Here is a 16,696-nt window from a genome sequence, read left to right as displayed (position 1 = left end):
GGGTCCGGCGCGTCAGGTCACTTCTTCTCGCTGCTCCCGGCCAGTGTCCCCAGGTACAGCTCGATGACCTTCGGGTCGTTCAGCAGGTCGCGGCCGCCGGCAGTGTAGGCCGCCCGGCCCTGGTCGAGCACGTAGCCGCGGTCGCAGATCTGCAGGCAGCGCCGCGCGTTCTGCTCCACCATGATGACCGAGACCCCGGCCGCGTTGATCCGCTTGCAGCGGACGAACACCTCGTCCTGGAGCATCGGGGACAGGCCCGCCGACGGCTCGTCGAGCAGCAGCACCGACGGCTCCATCATCAGGGCCCGGCCCATCGCGACCATCTGGCGCTCGCCACCGGACAGCGACCCCGCCTTGATCCTCCGGCGCTGCCCCAGCATCGGGAACAGGTCCGCGACGACGTCGAAGCGGGCCGCGAACGTCTTCGGACGCAGGAACACACCCATCTGCATGTTCTCCTCGATCGAGAGCGAAGGGAACACGTTGTCGCGCTGCGGGACGTAGCCGAGCCCCTTGGTGACCAGGGCGTGCGCCTTGGCCCCGGTGATCTCGGCGTCGCGCAGCCGGACCGTGCCGCTGCGCACGGGGATGAGCCCGAACATGGCCTTGAGCAGCGTCGACTTGCCGGCGCCGTTGGGCCCGATGATGCCGACGATCTCGCCGTCGCGGAGGAAGAAGTCGCTGCCGGTCAGGATGTCGACGCCGGGCACGTAGCCGGCGACGAGCGAGTCGACCCGCAGCACGGCGCCCTCGGCGAGCTCGCGGTGGACCTCCGGCGTGGCCGCCTGCTCCGGCGTCATGACCCGGTCGGCGCCGGGTGCCTGCTCGCTCATGTGCGCTTCCCCTCCTGGTCCGGACGGGCCGGACCGGTGCCGTCGTCGGCGAGGCTGCCCTCGATCTCGGCGGCCTCCATCTCGGCGACGATATCCGCGGTCTGCCCGACCGGGTTGCCGTGCTCGTCGAACTCGAGCACCTGGTCGTGGTGCGAGCCGAGGTAGGCGTCGACGACGGCCTGGTTCGACGACAGCGCCGAGGGCGGCCCCTCCGCGATCACCTGCCCCTGGGCCATGACGACGACCCAGTCGGAGATGTCCCGGATGACGTCCATGTCGTGCTCGACGAACACGACGCTCATGCCCTCGTCGCGCAGCGACTTCACGTGCCCCAGCAGGCTCTGGGTGAGCGCCGGGTTCACCCCGGCCATCGGCTCGTCGAGCATGACGACCTTGGGGTCCATCATCAGGGCCCGTGCCATCTCGAGGAGCTTGCGCTGCCCGCCGGACAGCGAGCCCGCCAGGTCCTCGGCCTTGGTGTCGAGCTTGAAGCGGGCCAGCAGCTCGTGGGCCTGCTCGGTGATCCGCCGCTCCTGGGCGCCCCAGCCGGTGAACAGCGCGCCGAGGAAGCTCTCGCCGCGCTGCCCGACCGCGCCGAGCTTCATGTTCTCCAGCACCGTCATGCCCGCAAGGGCCTTGGTGAGCTGGAACGTGCGGACGACGCCCTTGCGGGCCACCCGGTGCGGCGGCAGCTTCTGCAGCGGGCCGCCCTCGTAGATCCAGGAGCCCGTGTCTGCCCGGTCGAACCCGGTCAGCAGGTTGAACAGGGTCGTCTTGCCCGCGCCGTTGGGGCCGATCAGGCCGGTGATGGCGCCGCGCTGGAACTCCAGGTGGGTGACGTCGACGGCCTTCAGCCCGCCGAACGTGCGGGTCACGCCGTCCACGGTGAGCACCGGGTCCGGCTTGGCGACGCCCGGCTCCGGGGCGACGCCGGCCAGCGTGCGCCCCGGGTCGGTCCCGGTCGGGTCGTGGGTCGTGTCCTCAGCGGCCATCGCCCAGCACCTCCCTGCGGCGTCCGAAGATGCCCTGTGGTCGGAACACCATCATGAGGCCCAGGAACAGGCCGACGAGCACGAAGCGGATCGCGCCGACGTCCTGGGAGGAGATGAACGGCAGCAGCGGCGACTCCCCGGCCGTCGCCTGGCGCAGGAAGGCGTCGGCGACCGAGAGCAGGAACCAGAACGCCATCGCGCCGACGACCGGGCCGAAGACCCGTCCCGCCCCGCCCAGGATGAGCGCGGCGTAGGCGAAGAAGGTCTGCGGCGGCGAGTAGAAGTCCGGCGTCAGCGACTGGGTCGCCAGGGCGAACACGATGCCGCCCAGCGCGCCGAACACCCCGCCGAGGGCGAGCGCCTGCATCTTGTAGGCGAAGACGTTCTTGCCCAGCGCGCGGGCGGCGTCCTCGTCCTCGCGGATCGCCTTGAGCACACGGCCCCACGGGCTGCGCACGAGCAGCCAGGTGAGGAGCACGCACAGCCCGACGACCGTCCAGCCGACGAGGATCGCCCAGAGGTCCGGCCCGCGCAGCGACAGCACCCCGAAGTCGTAGGTGCCGGTGCCGAACGGGTTGGCACGGGCGAAGGAGTCGGCGAACCCGGTGAGTCCCTGGGTGCCGCCGGTGAACCCGGTCTGCGAGGTCGACCGGGTGATCAGGCGCAGGATCTCCGACGCCGCGATCGTGACGATCGCCAGGTAGTCCGCACGCAGCCGCAGCGTCGGGATGCCGAGCACCAGGGCGAGGGCGACCCCGCAGGCCATGCCGATGAGCACGCCCAGCCAGAGCGGGGCACCGTAGTTCGCGACCGAGATGCCCATGCCGTAGGCGCCGACCAGGGCGAAGCCGATCTGGCCGAAGTTGAGCAGCCCGGTGTAGCCGAAGTGGATGTTGAGGCCGAGTGCCAGCAGCGCGAAGAAGATGGCCGAGGGGCCGATCAGCTGCGAGAGCCCGACCGTGAGGAGCTGTCCGAAGTCGATCATGTCCGCCCCCTCAGCCGATCCGTGCCCGGGACCCGAGCAGGCCCTGCGGCCGGAACACGAGGATCACGATCAGCACGGCCAGCCCGCCCAGGTACTTGAGGTCCAGCGGCAGCACCAGCGTCGACAGCTGCACGAGGATGCCGACGATGAGGCAGCCGAGCAGTGCGCCGTAGGCGGTGCCGAGGCCGCCGAGGATGACGCCGGCGAACATCAGCAGCAGCAGGCGGAAGCCCATCTCGTACTGGACGGTCGAGGACAGCTCGGACAGCGCGAAGAGCACGCCGCCGAGGGTGGCCAGCGCCCCGCCCAGCATCCACACGAACAGCACCACGCGGTCGACGTCGATGCCCGACGACGCGGCGAGGTCCCGGTTGTCGGACACCGCGCGCATGGCCTTGCCGATCCGGGTCTTCTGCAGGAGCAGCGCGACCGCGACGAGGACGACGATCGCGATCACGATCGCCGACAGGTCCTTGTCGGTCAGCGCGACCGGGCCGTAGTTCCGGACGGTCTGCCCGGTGTAGTCGGCGAAGGACTCCGACCGGCCACCGAAGATGATCAGCACGAGGTAGCGCAGTGCGATCGACAGTCCGATGGAGACGACGAGCTGGGCGATCAGCCCGGCGCCCCGCCGGCGCAGCCGCCGCCAGATGCCGAGCTCGTTCGCGGCGCCCAGCAGGGCGCCGATGAGCATCGCGATGATCGTCGCGGGGATCAGCTGCACGCCGCCGCCGACGTTGATGAACCAGGCGATGACGGCGCCGATGGTGACCATCTCGCCGTGCGCGAAGTTCGTCAGGCCGGTGGTGCCGAAGATCAGCGACAGGCCGACCGCGGAGATACCGATGACCAGGCCGAACCGGATGCCGTCGACGAGCAGGCGCAGGAAGGTCTCGAACCCGCCGGTGGCGGCGCCGGAGACCTCCTCGCCGAAGCGGAACACCACGGTGTTGAGCGACCCGGCGGTCACCTCGCGGGTGGTCTCGCCCTGGAGGACCTGGGTGCCGGGCGGCAGCGAGGCGGCGTCGAGCCGGAACAGGTAGGAGCCGGGGCCGGGGACCGAGAGGGTCCAGCGGCCGTTCGCCCCGGAACGGGCCTCACCGACCGGCGCGCCGTCGCGCTCGGCGGTGATGCGGACGTTCGGCAGGGGCTGGCCGTTCTGGTCGCGCAGCGTGCCGCTGACGTCGATGCCGTCCTGCTGCTGGGCGGGGACGGCGGTGTGGCCGGTCGGGGCGGGTGGCGGACCGGTGGGTGCGGTCGCGGCGGCGGCGGTCCCGGACAGGGCCAGCGCGCCCAGCAGGGCGATCAGTAGGCCCACCAGCCACCGCGCGGCGGTGGGGATCGGGGAGGACCGGGGCACGCCGGCGCGGAGGGTGACCGCGCGGTCGGCGCGCGGTCGGCGCGGGATCGGGGGTGGTGACAACGTTCGTCCTCGTGGGGTCGACGGACACGACACTGTGCGACACCCGGATGGGTGGTCGGGGCGAACGTAGCCGAGGGACGAACTGGTACGGACGTCTCGGACCAGGACGTAGCCGAGACGTAACGCGACGGTTTCGCAGGGCGAGTGTCAGGTCACCGGCGGTCGTGTGTCGCGGTGCAGGCAGGTCAGCCGCGCGGTGCACACGCGGCGGCCGTCGTCGTCGACGACGACGATCTCCGAGGTCGAGGTGGACCGGCCCACGTGGATCGGGCGGGCCGTCCCGGTGACCCATCGGCTCGTCGCGGAGCGGTGGTGGGTGCAGGCGAGCTCGAGCCCGACCGGGAACCGCTCGGGCAGTGCGTGCAGTGCCGACAGGGTCGAGCCGAGGGTCTCGGCGAGCACGCCGCTGGCACCGCCGTGCAGCAGGCCGTAGGGCTGCCGGTTGCCGGCGACCGGCATGCGGCCGACGACCTCGTCGAGGTCGGCCTTGAGGATCTCGATGCCCATCCGGTCGGTGAGCTGTTCGGCGGCGTGTTCGGAGCTCGGCTCCGGCAGCTGGTCGGGGGTGATCGGCACCGGACGACCCTACGTCGGTCCGGGGCGGTGGGGAGCGGCCCGGGACGCTCTGAGTGCGGATCTCGTCACATCGGCGGGGGATGCGACGGCGTGCATGCTTGCCCGTCCCGTCCCTTTCGTCGATCTTGGGCGGTGACGAGGACCTGGACCGATGGGAGACCCGATGACGAACGACGGCAGGCCGACCGCGGCCGAGGCGTGGCGGATGATGATCGAGGGCAACGGGCGGTGGCAGCGCGACGAGCGCGAGGACCCGCGCCGCTCGGCCGAGGAGCGCGCCGCCGCCGTCGCCGGCCAGGCGCCGGCCGCGATGATCCTGTCCTGCTCGGACTCGCGCGTCCCCGCCGAGCTGGTGTTCGACCTGGGCCTGGGTGACCTGTTCGTGGTCCGCACCGCGGGCCAGGTCGTCGACGACGCGGTGCGCGGCACACTCGCGTTCGGCGCGGGCGCGCTGGGCATCCCGCTGCTCGTCGTGCTGGGACACTCCCAGTGCGGTGCGGTCAAGGCGGCGGTGTCGGTGGCCGGCGGAGCGCCCGCACCGGCTCCGTCCACGCTGGGCGGGCTGGTCGGCGACATCGTTCCGGTGTGCGAGGGCGAGGGGGACGGCGCCGTCGCCTCGGCGGTGGACGCGAACGTCCGTCGTGTGGTGGCGCAGCTGACGGCCGACCCGTCGCTGTCCGGCGCGGTCTGCAACAACCGCCTGTCGATCATCGGCGCCCGCTACGACCTCGAGACCGGCGCGGTCCTCGAGGTCTGACCGGCCGCCCGGGGAGCGGGCTCAGCCCGGCCGGTGGGTCACGACGATCGCGGTGCCCGGGAACAGTGCGCCGCGCAGCGGCGACCACTGCCCCCACACCCGCTCGTGGCCCTCCGGCCACTCCGGCTCGACCAGGTCGTCGAGCACCAGCCCGGCGGCGACGACGTCGCGCACCCGGTCGCCGAGGGTGCGGTGGTGCTCGACGTAGGTGGCCCGGCCGTCGCCGTCGACCTCCAGGTACGGGGTCCGGTCGAAGTAGGACTGGACGACGGTGAGCCCCTGCTCGCCGGGGTCGTCGGGGAAGACCCAGCGCATCGGGTGGTTCACCGCGAACACCCAGCGCCCGCCGGGTCGCAGCACCCGGGCCACCTCCCGCATGACTCGACCCGGGTCCGCGACGAAGGGGATCGCCCCGAACGCCGAGCAGGCGTGGTCGAAGGTGGCGTCGGCGAACGGCAGGTGCTCGGCGCCGGCCTGCACGAGCGGCACGGGCAGTCCGAGCGCGGCGTTGAGCCGGGCCGCGTGCCGCAGCATCCCGCCGGAGACGTCGAGCGCCACCGGGTGCGCTCCGCGGCGGGCGAGCCACCGGCTGCACGGGGCCGAGCCGGCACCGACCTCCAGCACCCGCTTCCCGACGAGGTCGGCGGGCGGGCCCAGCAGGCCTGCCTCGTCCTCGTGCAGGTTCTCCGGGCACCAGACGAACGCCTCGTCGCCGATGTCGGAACCGTGCTCGGCCAGGTAGTCGTCGGCGTCGGCGTCCCACCAGCGGCGCCCGGCCGCCTCGGACTCGGCGCTGCCGACGCGGCGCCGGGCGACGCCCGTGGTGCCCACGGCGTCCTCGGCGGAGAAGTACTCGTCGCGGCTGCTCATGACCACCCGATCGTCGCAAGCGCGGGAGGTCCCGCAGATGGCGGACCCGCATTGCCGGGGGGTTCACGGGCCGCGTAGCATTCTTTCCGCACCGTGGTCAACGTGTCGGCCGACCGCGCGGCGCCACTCCAGCGCCGGTCTCGCGGACGTCCGTGCACCGATGTTCCCGACCACGGGAATCGACGCCAGAGGGTGACTGTTACAACGTCACAGCTACACGTACCAGAACCGGGGCGCACTGCTGCAGCAGAGCCGACCGGGCCGACCATGCCAGAGAAATCCATCGGAGCACCTCACTACATGTCCACCGACACCACCGCCGCCCCGACCACGCCGCAGGTCGCTATCAACGACATCGGGTCGGAGGAGGACTTCCTCGCCGCCATCGACCAGACGATCAAGTACTTCAACGATGGCGACATCGTCGAGGGCACCATCGTCAAGGTCGACCGCGACGAGGTCCTGCTCGACATCGGCTACAAGACCGAGGGCGTCATCCCCTCGCGCGAGCTGTCGATCAAGCACGACGTCGATCCCGCCGAGGTCGTCGAGGTCGGCGAGTTCGTCGAGGCCCTCGTCCTCCAGAAGGAGGACAAGGAGGGCCGGCTGATCCTGTCCAAGAAGCGCGCGCAGTACGAGCGCGCCTGGGGCACGATCGAGGCGCTCAAGGAGGCCGACGAGCCGGTCGAGGGCACCGTCATCGAGGTCGTCAAGGGCGGCCTGATCCTGGACATCGGCCTCCGCGGCTTCCTCCCGGCCTCGCTGGTCGAGATGCGCCGCGTGCGCGACCTGCAGCCGTACGTCGGCCGCAAGATCGAGGCCAAGATCATCGAGCTGGACAAGAACCGCAACAACGTGGTCCTGTCCCGCCGCGCCTGGCTCGAGCAGACCCAGTCCGAGGTCCGCAGCGAGTTCCTCAACCAGCTGCAGCGCGGTCAGGTCCGCAAGGGCGTCGTCTCCTCGGTGGTCAACTTCGGTGCGTTCGTCGACCTGGGCGGGGTCGACGGTCTGGTGCACGTCTCCGAGCTGTCCTGGAAGCACATCGACCACCCGAGCGAGGTCGTCGAGGTCGGCCAGGAGGTCACCGTCGAGGTTCTCGACGTCGACCTGGACCGCGAGCGCGTCTCCCTGTCGCTGAAGGCGACCCAGGAGGACCCGTGGCGGCTCTACGCCCGGACCCACGCGATCGGCCAGATCGTGCCGGGCAAGGTCACCAAGCTCGTCCCGTTCGGCGCGTTCGTCCGCGTCGAGGAGGGCATCGAGGGCCTGGTCCACATCTCCGAGCTGGCCGAGCGCCACGTCGAGATCCCCGAGCAGGTCGTCCAGGTCGGCGACGACGCGATGGTCAAGGTCATCGACATCGACCTCGACCGCCGTCGCATCTCGCTGTCGCTGAAGCAGGCCAACGAGGGCATGACGGTCGACACCGAGTTCGACCCGACCCGCTACGGCATGGCCGCCGAGTACGACGACCAGGGGAACTACATCTACCCCGAGGGCTTCGACGTCGACTCCGGCGACTGGAAGGAAGGCTTCGACGAGGCCCGCGCGGCCTGGGAGAAGCAGTACGCCGAGGCGCAGGCCCGCTACGAGCAGCACATGGCGCAGATCCGCAAGGCCGCCGAGGCCGAGGCGGAGGGCGGCAACGACATCGCGCCGGCGAACTACTCGTCCGGCGGCGACGACGACCGTCCGGCCGCCGGCAGCAGTGGCGGTGGCCAGGCCGAGTCGGGTGGCTCGCTCGCCAGCGACGAGCAGCTCGCCGCACTGCGCGAGAAGCTCTCCGGCGGGGCCTGACAGCCCCGTGCCGGTCCACCCCGGACCGGCGCCAGCACCACACCGGGCCCCGGTGACCGTCACGGTCACCGGGGCCCGGCCCGTTCCACGGCGGCCCTACGGCGCGTGGTGGACACCGGTTCATCTCGCTCGGCGTGTCAGGGTGGACACGCGCGGTGGAGATCACGGTTCGGCTGCGGTTGGTCACGGCGCGCGCACCCGCTCTGAGTCGATCTTCGGGTCGGCCTAGATTGGATGCATGGTCGGCCGTACCGTCCGCCGGACGCGTTCCGGCGAGCTCCTGTCCCACACCCGCCCGTCCCGGCGTCGCGGACGGTCCGCGCTCGCGGGGATCCTGCTGACCGCGGTGCTCGCCGGGTGCGGCACGGCGTCCGGGGACACCGGGATCGCGGTCCCGACGTTCCCGGCCGAGCAGTCCGGCGCCGCCCAGGCCGGGCGGGGTCCGGTCCCGATCGCGCTGCCCACCGACTGTGCGCAGCTGATGGACCCCGAGCAGGCCGGCGCGCTGTTCGGCCAGGTCCTGGGGTCGGTGTCGGTCCAGTCGGTCCGCGGCGTCCCCGAGGCGGCGGTCAACCGCACCGAGCGCACCGCCTGCACCTACCGGGCGGGTGGCCAGGCCCAGGCCTTCGGCGGGGCGCGCAACTCGGGCCCGGTGCTGTTCCAGCTCAACATCGGCCGCTACACCGACGCCGCGTCCGCGGCGCGGCAGTGGCAGCTCAACACCAACGCCGAGCGGGGCTCGGCCACCGCGTCGCGCGACATCACCGTCGGCTCGGTCCCCGGCGTCCTCGTCGAGCGGCCGGACGAGACCACCCTCGCGCTGGTCTACGGCGTCGACACGCTGACGTTCATCCTGCCGGTGGCGGCTCCGGGGCAGACCCGGTCCGCGGCCGAGACCCTGCCCGACCTGGCCCAGCGCATCATCCCGGCGTTGACGCCGACCCAGCCGCCGTCCGCTCGTCCGACCCCCACCACGCCGCCGGCGGCGCCCGCCCCGCAGGCCGGCGACGGCGCCGCGGGCAGCGCCCGCGGCACCACCTGAGCGCCGCCCGGGGTACCCGGTGCGGCCCGCTACGGTGATCACGTGCTGCGGACAGGGCTGACCGGCGGAATCGGTGCGGGCAAGTCGACGGTCGCGACGCGGCTGGTCGAACGCGGGGCGGTGTTGGTCGACTCCGACGTCATCGCCCGCGAGGTCGTCGAACCGGGCACCGAGGGACTGGCGGCGATCGTCGAGGCGTTCGGGCGGGACGTCCTCGACGCCCACGGCCGCCTCGACCGGCCCGCCCTCGCCGCGGTCGTCTTCGCCGACGCCGGGGCCCGGCGCACCCTCGACGGCATCGTGCACCCGCTCGTGCGGGCCCGGTCCGACGAGATCGTCGCCGCCGCCGCGCCGGACGCGATCGTCGTGCAGGACATCCCGCTTCTCGTCGAGGGCGGGATGGCCCCGGCCTTCCCGCTGGTCGTCGTGGTGGGGGTGGACGCGGAGGAGCGGGTCCGGCGGCTGGTGTCCGCGCGGGGGATGGTCGAGCAGGACGCCCGGGCCCGGATCGCCGCCCAGGCCACCGACGAGCAGCGTCGCGCCGTCGCTGACGTCTGGCTGGACAACTCGGGCGACCCGGAGGACACCCGCCGCCGGGTGGACGCGCTGTGGGACGGGCGCCTGACCGGGTTCGAGGAGAACCTGCGGACCGGCCGCCCGGCCGTGGACGGGCCGCCCCTGCTCGTCGAGCACGACCCGGACTGGGCGGTCCAGGCCCGCCGGCTGGCCGAGCGGGTCGCGGTCGCCGCGGGCGGCCCCGGCCGCGGGGTGGAGCACATCGGGTCGACGGCCGTCCCGGGGCTCCCGGCCCGCGACGTCCTCGACCTGCAGCTCGCGGTCGAGTCCCCGGCCGATGCCGACCGGATCACCGACGCCCTGGTCACGGCCGGGTTCCCGGTCGACGCCGCCGCCCCGGGCGGCGACGCGGGCACGGTGCGGGTGCACCGCTCGGCCGACCCGGGACGGGCCGCGGTGCTGGCCGTGCGGGTGCACGGCTCGCCGGCGTGGCAGCACGCGGTCGAGCTGCGGGACCGGCTGCGCGCCGACGCGACCGCCCGTACCGACTACGCCGCGCACAAGCGCGCCGCGGCGGACCGGCACGCCGACGACGCGGACCCACGTCATTACCGTGCGTGCACGGCGGAGTGGCGCTCTGACCCGGACGAGTGACCGAATCGGGATGCAGATCACGCGGAACGTGACGATCGGATCGCGCCGGGCCGTTTCTGTAACGCCGCACGCTCGTTGGTCGATCAGGCGGGGCAGAGGGTGCTCCTGCCCGGATCGGCGGCGGTACCTGCGGGTACCCGTCGATCGGACAGGTCACCGCGGTGATCGGCATCGGGCCGCAGGGTCCGGTGACGGCGACGAGAGGACACGGGGTTGAGCACAGTGGCCCAGCGTTTCGGGGCGGACGGCGAGTTCGCCGAGCCCGAGCGCGCGCCCGCGTTCCCCCACACGGACCAGTACGGCGGTGCGCCGGAACCCGCCGAGCCGGGCGCGCCCGACCGCGACGCGTGGACCGGCGCCGACCACGGAGCCGAGTACGGTGCCGACTACGAGGCCCCGCCGATCAGCGGCGCCGTCGTCCAGCAGCACCGCACGCTCCCGCACGGCGAGCTCCGCGCGGACTTCGGCGCGCACCTGGAGACCCACTACCCGCGCCTGGTCGCGCAGCTCTACGCCATCACGCTCAACCCGTACGACGCACACGACGCGGTGCAGGACGCCTACTCGCGTGCCTGGCGCCGCTGGGCCGCGTTGCGTGCCGAACCCGCGGGCCCGGACCACGAGGACGCCGCCGTCGGCTGGGTCCGGCGGGTCGCGATCCGCACGTCGATGCGGCCTCGCATCCTGCGTCGCCGTCGCAGGCCGGCCCCGGAGGAGACCGACCCGCGCACCGGGGCGCTCCTGGAGGCGCTCGGGCGGCTCGCGCCCGTCGACCGTAGGGCCGTGGTGCTGCACCACATGGCGGGCCTGTCGACCGGCGCGGTCGCCGAGCTCGAGCGGGTCACCGTGCACGAGGTGCGGCGCCGGCTCGTCCGCGGTCGCGAGGTCGTGACCGAGGGCATGGCCGAGGTGCTGGAGGAGATCATCGGACCGGCGGGTGGCGCGGTCGGGGGACCGCCGCCGGGTCACCGGACGCCGCAGTACGACCTGCGTGGCGGATACCCACCCGCCACCGAGGGGGGACGGGCATGAACGGGTTCGCCGACATCGACCGGGAGTTCCACCGGCTCGACGACGTCCTGGCGGCGGCCGTGCCGCTGCCGGCCGTCGACGACGTGATCTCCCGCGCCGCCGGTGCGCGCCGGGCCACGTCGGCCGCGGCCGCGGCGGTGCTCACCGTCGGGTCGCTGGGCGGGATCACCGCCGTCGCGACCGCGGCCGCGCCCGACGGCAGCTTCGTCGGCCCGCCCTTCGCCATCGCAGCACCGCAGGCGACCGGCCCGAGCCCGGACCCCGTCGAGACCGGTGCCCCGGGTGGCGCGGCCGCCGGCGGGGACGGCCTCCCGCCGGCGTTCGACCCGACCGTCGCGGCGCCCCAGGGTGGCGCGCTGCCCGGTGGTGGCGGCTCGCCCGTCGCCCCCGCGCCCGGTTCGGCGCCTACGCCAGGAACCCCCGGTGCGCCCGTGGTCCCGCCGCCGTTCACCGGTGGCCAGCCGACCCCGCCGCAGCCCACCACCCCGCCGGAACCGACCGACGAGGGCTCGCCCGAGCCGACGACGCCTCCGCCGGCCACGACGAAGCCGCCGGTGACGACCACACCTCCGCCGGTCACCACCACGCCGCCGACCTCGACGCCGGAGCCGACCGACGAGGGCACCCCGGAGCCGACGACGACCGCCCCGGCCCCGACGACGTCCAACTCGGCCGCGCCGACCACCACCGCGTCGTCCGACCCGACCACGACCACCGGGACGACGACGCCGGAGACCTCGACCAGCGCCGTCGGCCTCGCCCCGGCGCAGTCCTCCGCGCTCTGACACACCCCGGGACACACCCCGGCCGGCCCTCGCGGCCGGTCAGTCCGGAGCGTCCTCCGGCCGGTCCCGCGGCCCCAGGTCGATCCCGAGCGACGCCAGCCAGGCCACGTGGTCGTGGTCGTGGCGGACCAGCCCGTCGAGCACCGCATGCGACCGTTCCAGGGCGTACTCGGCCAGGTTGGTCCCGACCAGCCCCTGCGCCACGGCGGCGACGAACTCGTCAACGTCGATGACGTCGGTCCCGCGGCCGCGGCGCACGACGAGGTCCAAGTAGAGGTCCGTCATGTGCAGCCGCCTGCCCTCGCGGGAGATCGCGGCGACGTCGACGTACACGTCCTGGTCTCGCTCGTGCCCGGGCCGCCACCGCCAGTCCGACAGGCACACCCCCAGCTCCGGCAGCACCCAGGTCTCGATCCACCAGGCGTTCGGCCGGGCGACGACGGGCCGGGACAGGTACAGCCCCCAGTCCTCCTCGTGCAGCGTGGCGATCTCGCGGTGGATCCCCTTGGTGTCGACCTGGACGCCCCGCTCGGGGTCGAAGGTCTGTGTCTTGGGCGGGTGCACGGTCGACCATCCTGCCCCTCCGACGGCCCTGGCGGGGCGTGCGACGGGAAAGTGTCGGGGGTCGCTCGTACCCTGGTGTCATGGCATTCGCGACCGAGGTCCCGGGCAGCGCGGCGGACTCCCGTGCCCGGGAGGACGCTGCGCACCCGGACGCGGGCACCACCCCGGCGGACACCCCGCGCGCGCACTCCGAGCACCGCCCGGTGGGCGCGGTCGAGCGCAGCACGGCCCCGTTCCGCGTGGTCAGCGACCACGTCCCGGCAGGTGACCAGCCGGCCGCGATCGCCGAGCTGGACCGGCGGCTGCGCGTCGGCGAGCAGGACGTCGTGCTGCTGGGCGCCACCGGTACCGGCAAGTCGGCCACCACCGCCTGGCTGATCGAGCAGCAGCAGCGGCCCACGCTGGTGATGGCGCCGAACAAGACCCTGGCGGCCCAGCTGGCGAACGAGCTGCGGGAGATGCTCCCGAACAACGCGGTCGAGTACTTCGTCTCGTACTACGACTACTACCAGCCCGAGGCCTACATCGCGCAGACCGACACCTACATCGAGAAGGACAGCTCGATCAACGACGACGTCGAGCGGCTGCGGCACTCGGCGACGATGAACCTGCTGTCCCGGCGCGACGTCGTCGTGGTCGCCTCGGTGTCGTGCATCTACGGCCTGGGCACCCCGCAGTCCTACCTCGACCGGTCGGTCTCGCTGCGGGTCGGCGAGGAGGTCGAGCGGGACCGGCTGCTGCGGCTGCTGGTCGACGTGCAGTACACCCGCAACGACATGTCCTTCACCCGCGGCACGTTCCGCGTCCGGGGCGACACCGTCGAGATCATCCCCGCCTACCAGGAGCTGGCGCTGCGGATCGAGTTCTTCGGCGACGAGATCGAGGCGCTGTACTACCTGAACCCGCTGACGGGGGAGGAGGTCGAGCAGGTCGAAGAGATCAAGGTCTTCCCGGCGACGCACTACGTCGCGGGCCCGGAGGCGATGGAGCGCGCCGTGCGCGCCGTCGAGGCGGAGCTGGAGGAGCGTCTCGCGCAGCTGGAGAACCAGGGCAAGCTGCTGGAGGCCCAGCGGCTGCGGATGCGGACCCAGTACGACATCGAGATGATCCGCCAGGTCGGGTTCTGCTCGGGCATCGAGAACTACTCCCGGCACATCGACGGCCGCGGTCCCGGCACCGCGCCGGCCACCCTGATCGACTACTTCCCGGACGACTTCCTGCTGGTCATCGACGAGTCGCACGTGACGGTGCCGCAGATCGGCGGCATGTACGAGGGCGACATGTCCCGCAAGCGCAACCTCGTCGAGTACGGCTTCCGCCTCCCCTCCGCGGTGGACAACCGGCCGCTGACCTGGGAGGAGTTCGCCGACCGGATCGGCCAGACCGTCTACCTGTCCGCGACCCCGGGCCCCTACGAGCTCAACCGCACCGGCGGCGAGTTCGTCGAGCAGGTCATCCGCCCCACCGGCCTGGTCGACCCCGAGGTCGTCGTGAAGCCGACCAAGGGACAGATCGACGACCTGGTCGCCGAGATCCGGGACCGGACCGCCAAGGACGAACGGGTCCTGGTCACCACCCTGACCAAGAAGATGGCCGAGGACCTCACCGACTACCTGCTCGAGCTCGGGATCAAGGTCCGGTACCTGCACTCCGAGGTCGACACCCTGCGCCGGGTGGAGCTGCTGCGGCAGCTGAGGTCGGGCGAGTACGACGTGCTGGTCGGCATCAACCTGCTCCGCGAGGGTCTCGACCTGCCCGAGGTGTCGCTGGTGGCGATCCTCGACGCGGACAAGGAGGGCTTCCTCCGTTCCGGCACCTCGCTGATCCAGACCATCGGCCGCGCGGCGCGCAACGTCTCCGGTCAGGTGCACATGTACGCCGACAAGATCACCGACTCGATGCGGTACGCGATCGACGAGACCGACCGGCGCCGCGCCAAGCAGATCGCCTACAACACCGAGCACGGGATCGACCCGCAGCCCCTGCGCAAGAAGATCGCCGATATCCTCGACCAGGTCTACCGGGAGGCCGAGGACACCGAGACCGTCCCGGTGGGCGGGTCGGGTCGCAACGCCTCGCGCGGCAAGCGCGCGGCGGGGGAGAAGGGCCGCGCCCCGGCCGCGGCCGGGAGCTCCGGGGTGGCGGCGAAGGACACGGCGGGCATGCCGCGCGCCGAGCTGGCCGACCTCATCCAGCAGATGAACGACCAGATGCTCACCGCGGCACGGGACCTCCAGTTCGAGCTGGCGGCCCGGCTGCGCGACGAGATCGCCGACCTGAAGAAGGAGCTGCGAGGGATGGACGCGGCCGGGGTGTCGTAGGCGGGTCCGCGGCGGGGCGGCCGGGCCTCCCCGCTACCGTGGACCACCGTCATCTCCCGTCCGGCCGCCGGGTCCGCCCGTCACGCGGCCGCATCCCCGTCCGGCCCGGGTGGCCCGGTCGTTCTCGGAGGAGCCCCGCGTGACCGTCATCCGCACCACGCCCGACCCGGACGTGCCCGCAGCCCCCGGCCGCGGCGGCGCCGCGCTGGTCGGCAGGCTGCGCGCGGCGGCGCTGACCCGGTGGACGCTGGTGGTCACCGTCCCGCTGTTGGTGGCCGCGCTGTACTGGTCCTGGTACCGGCTGCGGAACTACGCGCTCGACCTCGACGTGTACCGGATCGGCGTGCAGGCCTGGCTGGACGGCAGCGACATGTACGGCCGGCTCCCGCTGCCCCTGCACGGGCCCGAGCTGCCGTTCATCTACCCGCCGTTCGCCGCCATCACGATGGTGCCGCTGACCGTCGTGCCCTATGCCGTGGCGTTCACCGCGCAGTTCGTCGCCTCGGTGCTGTCGTTGGCGATCTGCATCGCGCTCACGATCCGCGTCGCCTGGCCCGCGGGCGGGTGGCGGGCGCCGTTCCTGCTGGGCGTGCCGGTGCTGGCCGCGGTCCTGCTGATGGAGCCGGTCGCGCAGACCTTCGCCTTCGGGCAGATCAACCTCGTGCTGATGCTGCTGGTGCTGGTCGACCTCCTCGCCCCGCGTACCTGGTGGCCGCGCGGGCTGCTGCTCGGCCTGGCCGCGGCGATCAAGCTGACCCCGGGCGGGTTCGTCCTGTACTTCCTGGTCCGGCGGGACTGGAAGGCCGCGGGCGTCGCCGTCGTCACCGGCATACTCGCCACCGGGCTCGGGTTCGTCGTCGACCTCGACTCCTCGGTGCGGTACTGGTTCGTCGGCGGGCCGGCCGCCGGGGTGAGCGGCTCGACGTTCTTCTCCAACGAGACCGTGCAGGCCGTGCTCGCCCGCCAGGAGGTCCCCGAGCCCTGGTTCCACATCCTGTGGCTGGGCGTCGTCGCGGTCCTGCTGGCGTTGGCCGTGCCGATCATCCGGCGCTCCGAGCCGGTGATCGCGATGTCGGCGACGGCCGCCGTCGTGCTGATGGCGACCCCGACCGCCTGGTCGCACCACTGGGTGTGGGTCGTGCCCGCGCTGATCGGGATCGGTGCGCACGCCCTGCGGTACCGCGGTGCCGGGTGGGCCGTGGTCGGCGTGGTCATCGCCGCGATCTTCTACGTCGCGCCGTTCCGCTGGATGCCCAACGTGTGGGGCGTCGAGATGAAGTGGAGCCTCTGGGAGCAGGTACTGGGGGCCAGCTACGTCATCCCCGCCGCGCTGACCCTCGGGCTCGGCTGCTGGTACGTCACCCGGGGCCCGGGGCGTCCCGGCGGTCCGCGGGCGCCGCGTCCGCAAGGGCTGCGCGTCGGCTCCTGACCCTCCGGCGGGGCCCCGGGGCACGACCGTCCGCGACTATGGCGCGGGTCACGGGCGCCCGCCTACTGTGGGGGCCGGAGGTGCCGGTGGAGCCAGTCGACGACGACCGGAGCCGGGCAG

15 protein-coding genes are annotated in these 16,696 nt (G+C 72.9%); 8 read left to right on the top strand and 7 right to left on the bottom strand.

From position 1 onward, the window contains the following. Nucleotides 1-17: 17 nt before the first annotated feature. From XF36_RS14450 to XF36_RS14430, 5 genes are all read right to left on the bottom strand, one after another. Entirely contained in the window at nt 18-833 is an 816-nt protein-coding gene (locus tag XF36_RS14450) for an ABC transporter ATP-binding protein (protein ID WP_060712387.1), read from the bottom strand. After that, the gene (locus XF36_RS14445; RefSeq protein WP_060712386.1) at nt 830-1,825 is read right to left on the bottom strand and encodes an ABC transporter ATP-binding protein; all 996 of its coding nucleotides are present in this window, start codon (nt 1,823-1,825) and stop codon (nt 830-832) included. Before XF36_RS14445 ends, XF36_RS14450 begins: the two co-directional genes overlap by 4 nt. After that, complete coding sequence (locus XF36_RS14440) at nt 1,815-2,810, bottom strand: branched-chain amino acid ABC transporter permease (protein WP_060712385.1); 996 nt, start codon at nt 2,808-2,810, stop codon at nt 1,815-1,817. The genes XF36_RS14445 and XF36_RS14440 overlap by 11 nt, the downstream gene beginning before the upstream one ends. A gap of 10 nt (nt 2,811-2,820) precedes the next feature. Next, nucleotides 2,821-4,170, bottom strand: a complete 1,350-nt coding sequence (locus tag XF36_RS14435) for a branched-chain amino acid ABC transporter permease (RefSeq protein ID WP_060714701.1) — start codon at nt 4,168-4,170, stop codon at nt 2,821-2,823. 210 nt (nt 4,171-4,380) lie between these two features. Continuing rightward, a complete protein-coding gene (locus tag XF36_RS14430) occupies nt 4,381-4,809 on the bottom strand; it encodes a PaaI family thioesterase (RefSeq protein ID WP_060712384.1) in 429 nt (142 codons plus the stop codon). Between the two features lie 151 nt (nt 4,810-4,960). On the opposite strand from XF36_RS14430, the gene XF36_RS14425 reads away from it, so the two are divergent. Then, the gene (locus tag XF36_RS14425; RefSeq protein WP_060712383.1) at nt 4,961-5,566 is read left to right on the top strand and encodes a carbonic anhydrase; all 606 of its coding nucleotides are present in this window, start codon (nt 4,961-4,963) and stop codon (nt 5,564-5,566) included. Between the two features lie 21 nt (nt 5,567-5,587). On the opposite strand, the gene XF36_RS14420 is transcribed toward XF36_RS14425, so the two are convergent. Continuing rightward, the gene (locus XF36_RS14420) at nt 5,588-6,436 is read right to left on the bottom strand and encodes a class I SAM-dependent methyltransferase (RefSeq protein WP_060714700.1); all 849 of its coding nucleotides are present in this window, start codon (nt 6,434-6,436) and stop codon (nt 5,588-5,590) included. Between the two features lie 300 nt (nt 6,437-6,736). On the opposite strand from XF36_RS14420, the gene rpsA reads away from it, so the two are divergent. The 5 genes from rpsA (at nt 6,737) to XF36_RS14395 (ending at nt 12,262) form a co-directional block, all read left to right on the top strand. Then, complete coding sequence (gene rpsA, locus XF36_RS14415; protein ID WP_020622849.1) at nt 6,737-8,233, top strand: 30S ribosomal protein S1; 1,497 nt, start codon at nt 6,737-6,739, stop codon at nt 8,231-8,233. A gap of 238 nt (nt 8,234-8,471) precedes the next feature. Beyond that, nucleotides 8,472-9,275: a hypothetical protein gene (locus XF36_RS14410; RefSeq protein WP_060712382.1), complete on the top strand. Its 804-nt coding sequence runs from the start codon at nt 8,472-8,474 to the stop codon at nt 9,273-9,275. A 42-nt stretch (nt 9,276-9,317) separates the two neighbouring features. Beyond that, a complete protein-coding gene (gene coaE, locus XF36_RS14405; RefSeq protein ID WP_060712381.1) occupies nt 9,318-10,445 on the top strand; it encodes a dephospho-CoA kinase in 1,128 nt (375 codons plus the stop codon). A gap of 222 nt (nt 10,446-10,667) precedes the next feature. Next, nucleotides 10,668-11,477, top strand: a complete 810-nt coding sequence (locus tag XF36_RS14400) for an RNA polymerase sigma factor (protein ID WP_060712380.1) — start codon at nt 10,668-10,670, stop codon at nt 11,475-11,477. Next, complete coding sequence (locus tag XF36_RS14395) at nt 11,474-12,262, top strand: hypothetical protein (protein WP_060712379.1); 789 nt, start codon at nt 11,474-11,476, stop codon at nt 12,260-12,262. Before XF36_RS14400 ends, XF36_RS14395 begins: the two co-directional genes overlap by 4 nt. 39 nt (nt 12,263-12,301) lie before the next feature. On the opposite strand, the gene XF36_RS14390 is transcribed toward XF36_RS14395, so the two are convergent. Beyond that, a complete protein-coding gene (locus XF36_RS14390) occupies nt 12,302-12,826 on the bottom strand; it encodes a DUF402 domain-containing protein (protein ID WP_060712378.1) in 525 nt (174 codons plus the stop codon). Between the two features lie 80 nt (nt 12,827-12,906). Between XF36_RS14390 and uvrB the strand changes: the two genes are divergently transcribed. After that, a complete protein-coding gene (gene uvrB / locus XF36_RS14385) occupies nt 12,907-15,147 on the top strand; it encodes an excinuclease ABC subunit UvrB (protein ID WP_202968399.1) in 2,241 nt (746 codons plus the stop codon). Nucleotides 15,148-15,286: 139 nt separating this feature from the next. Next, on the top strand, nt 15,287-16,576 hold the full coding sequence (locus XF36_RS14380; protein ID WP_060714698.1) for a glycosyltransferase 87 family protein: 1,290 nt from the start codon (nt 15,287-15,289) through the stop codon (nt 16,574-16,576). Nucleotides 16,577-16,696 lie beyond the last annotated feature (120 nt).

The sequence above is a fragment of the Pseudonocardia sp. HH130629-09 genome (assembly GCF_001294645.1).
Lineage (GTDB): Bacteria > Actinomycetota > Actinomycetes > Mycobacteriales > Pseudonocardiaceae > Pseudonocardia.
This window is presented reverse-complemented; position numbering and strand designations above follow the sequence as displayed.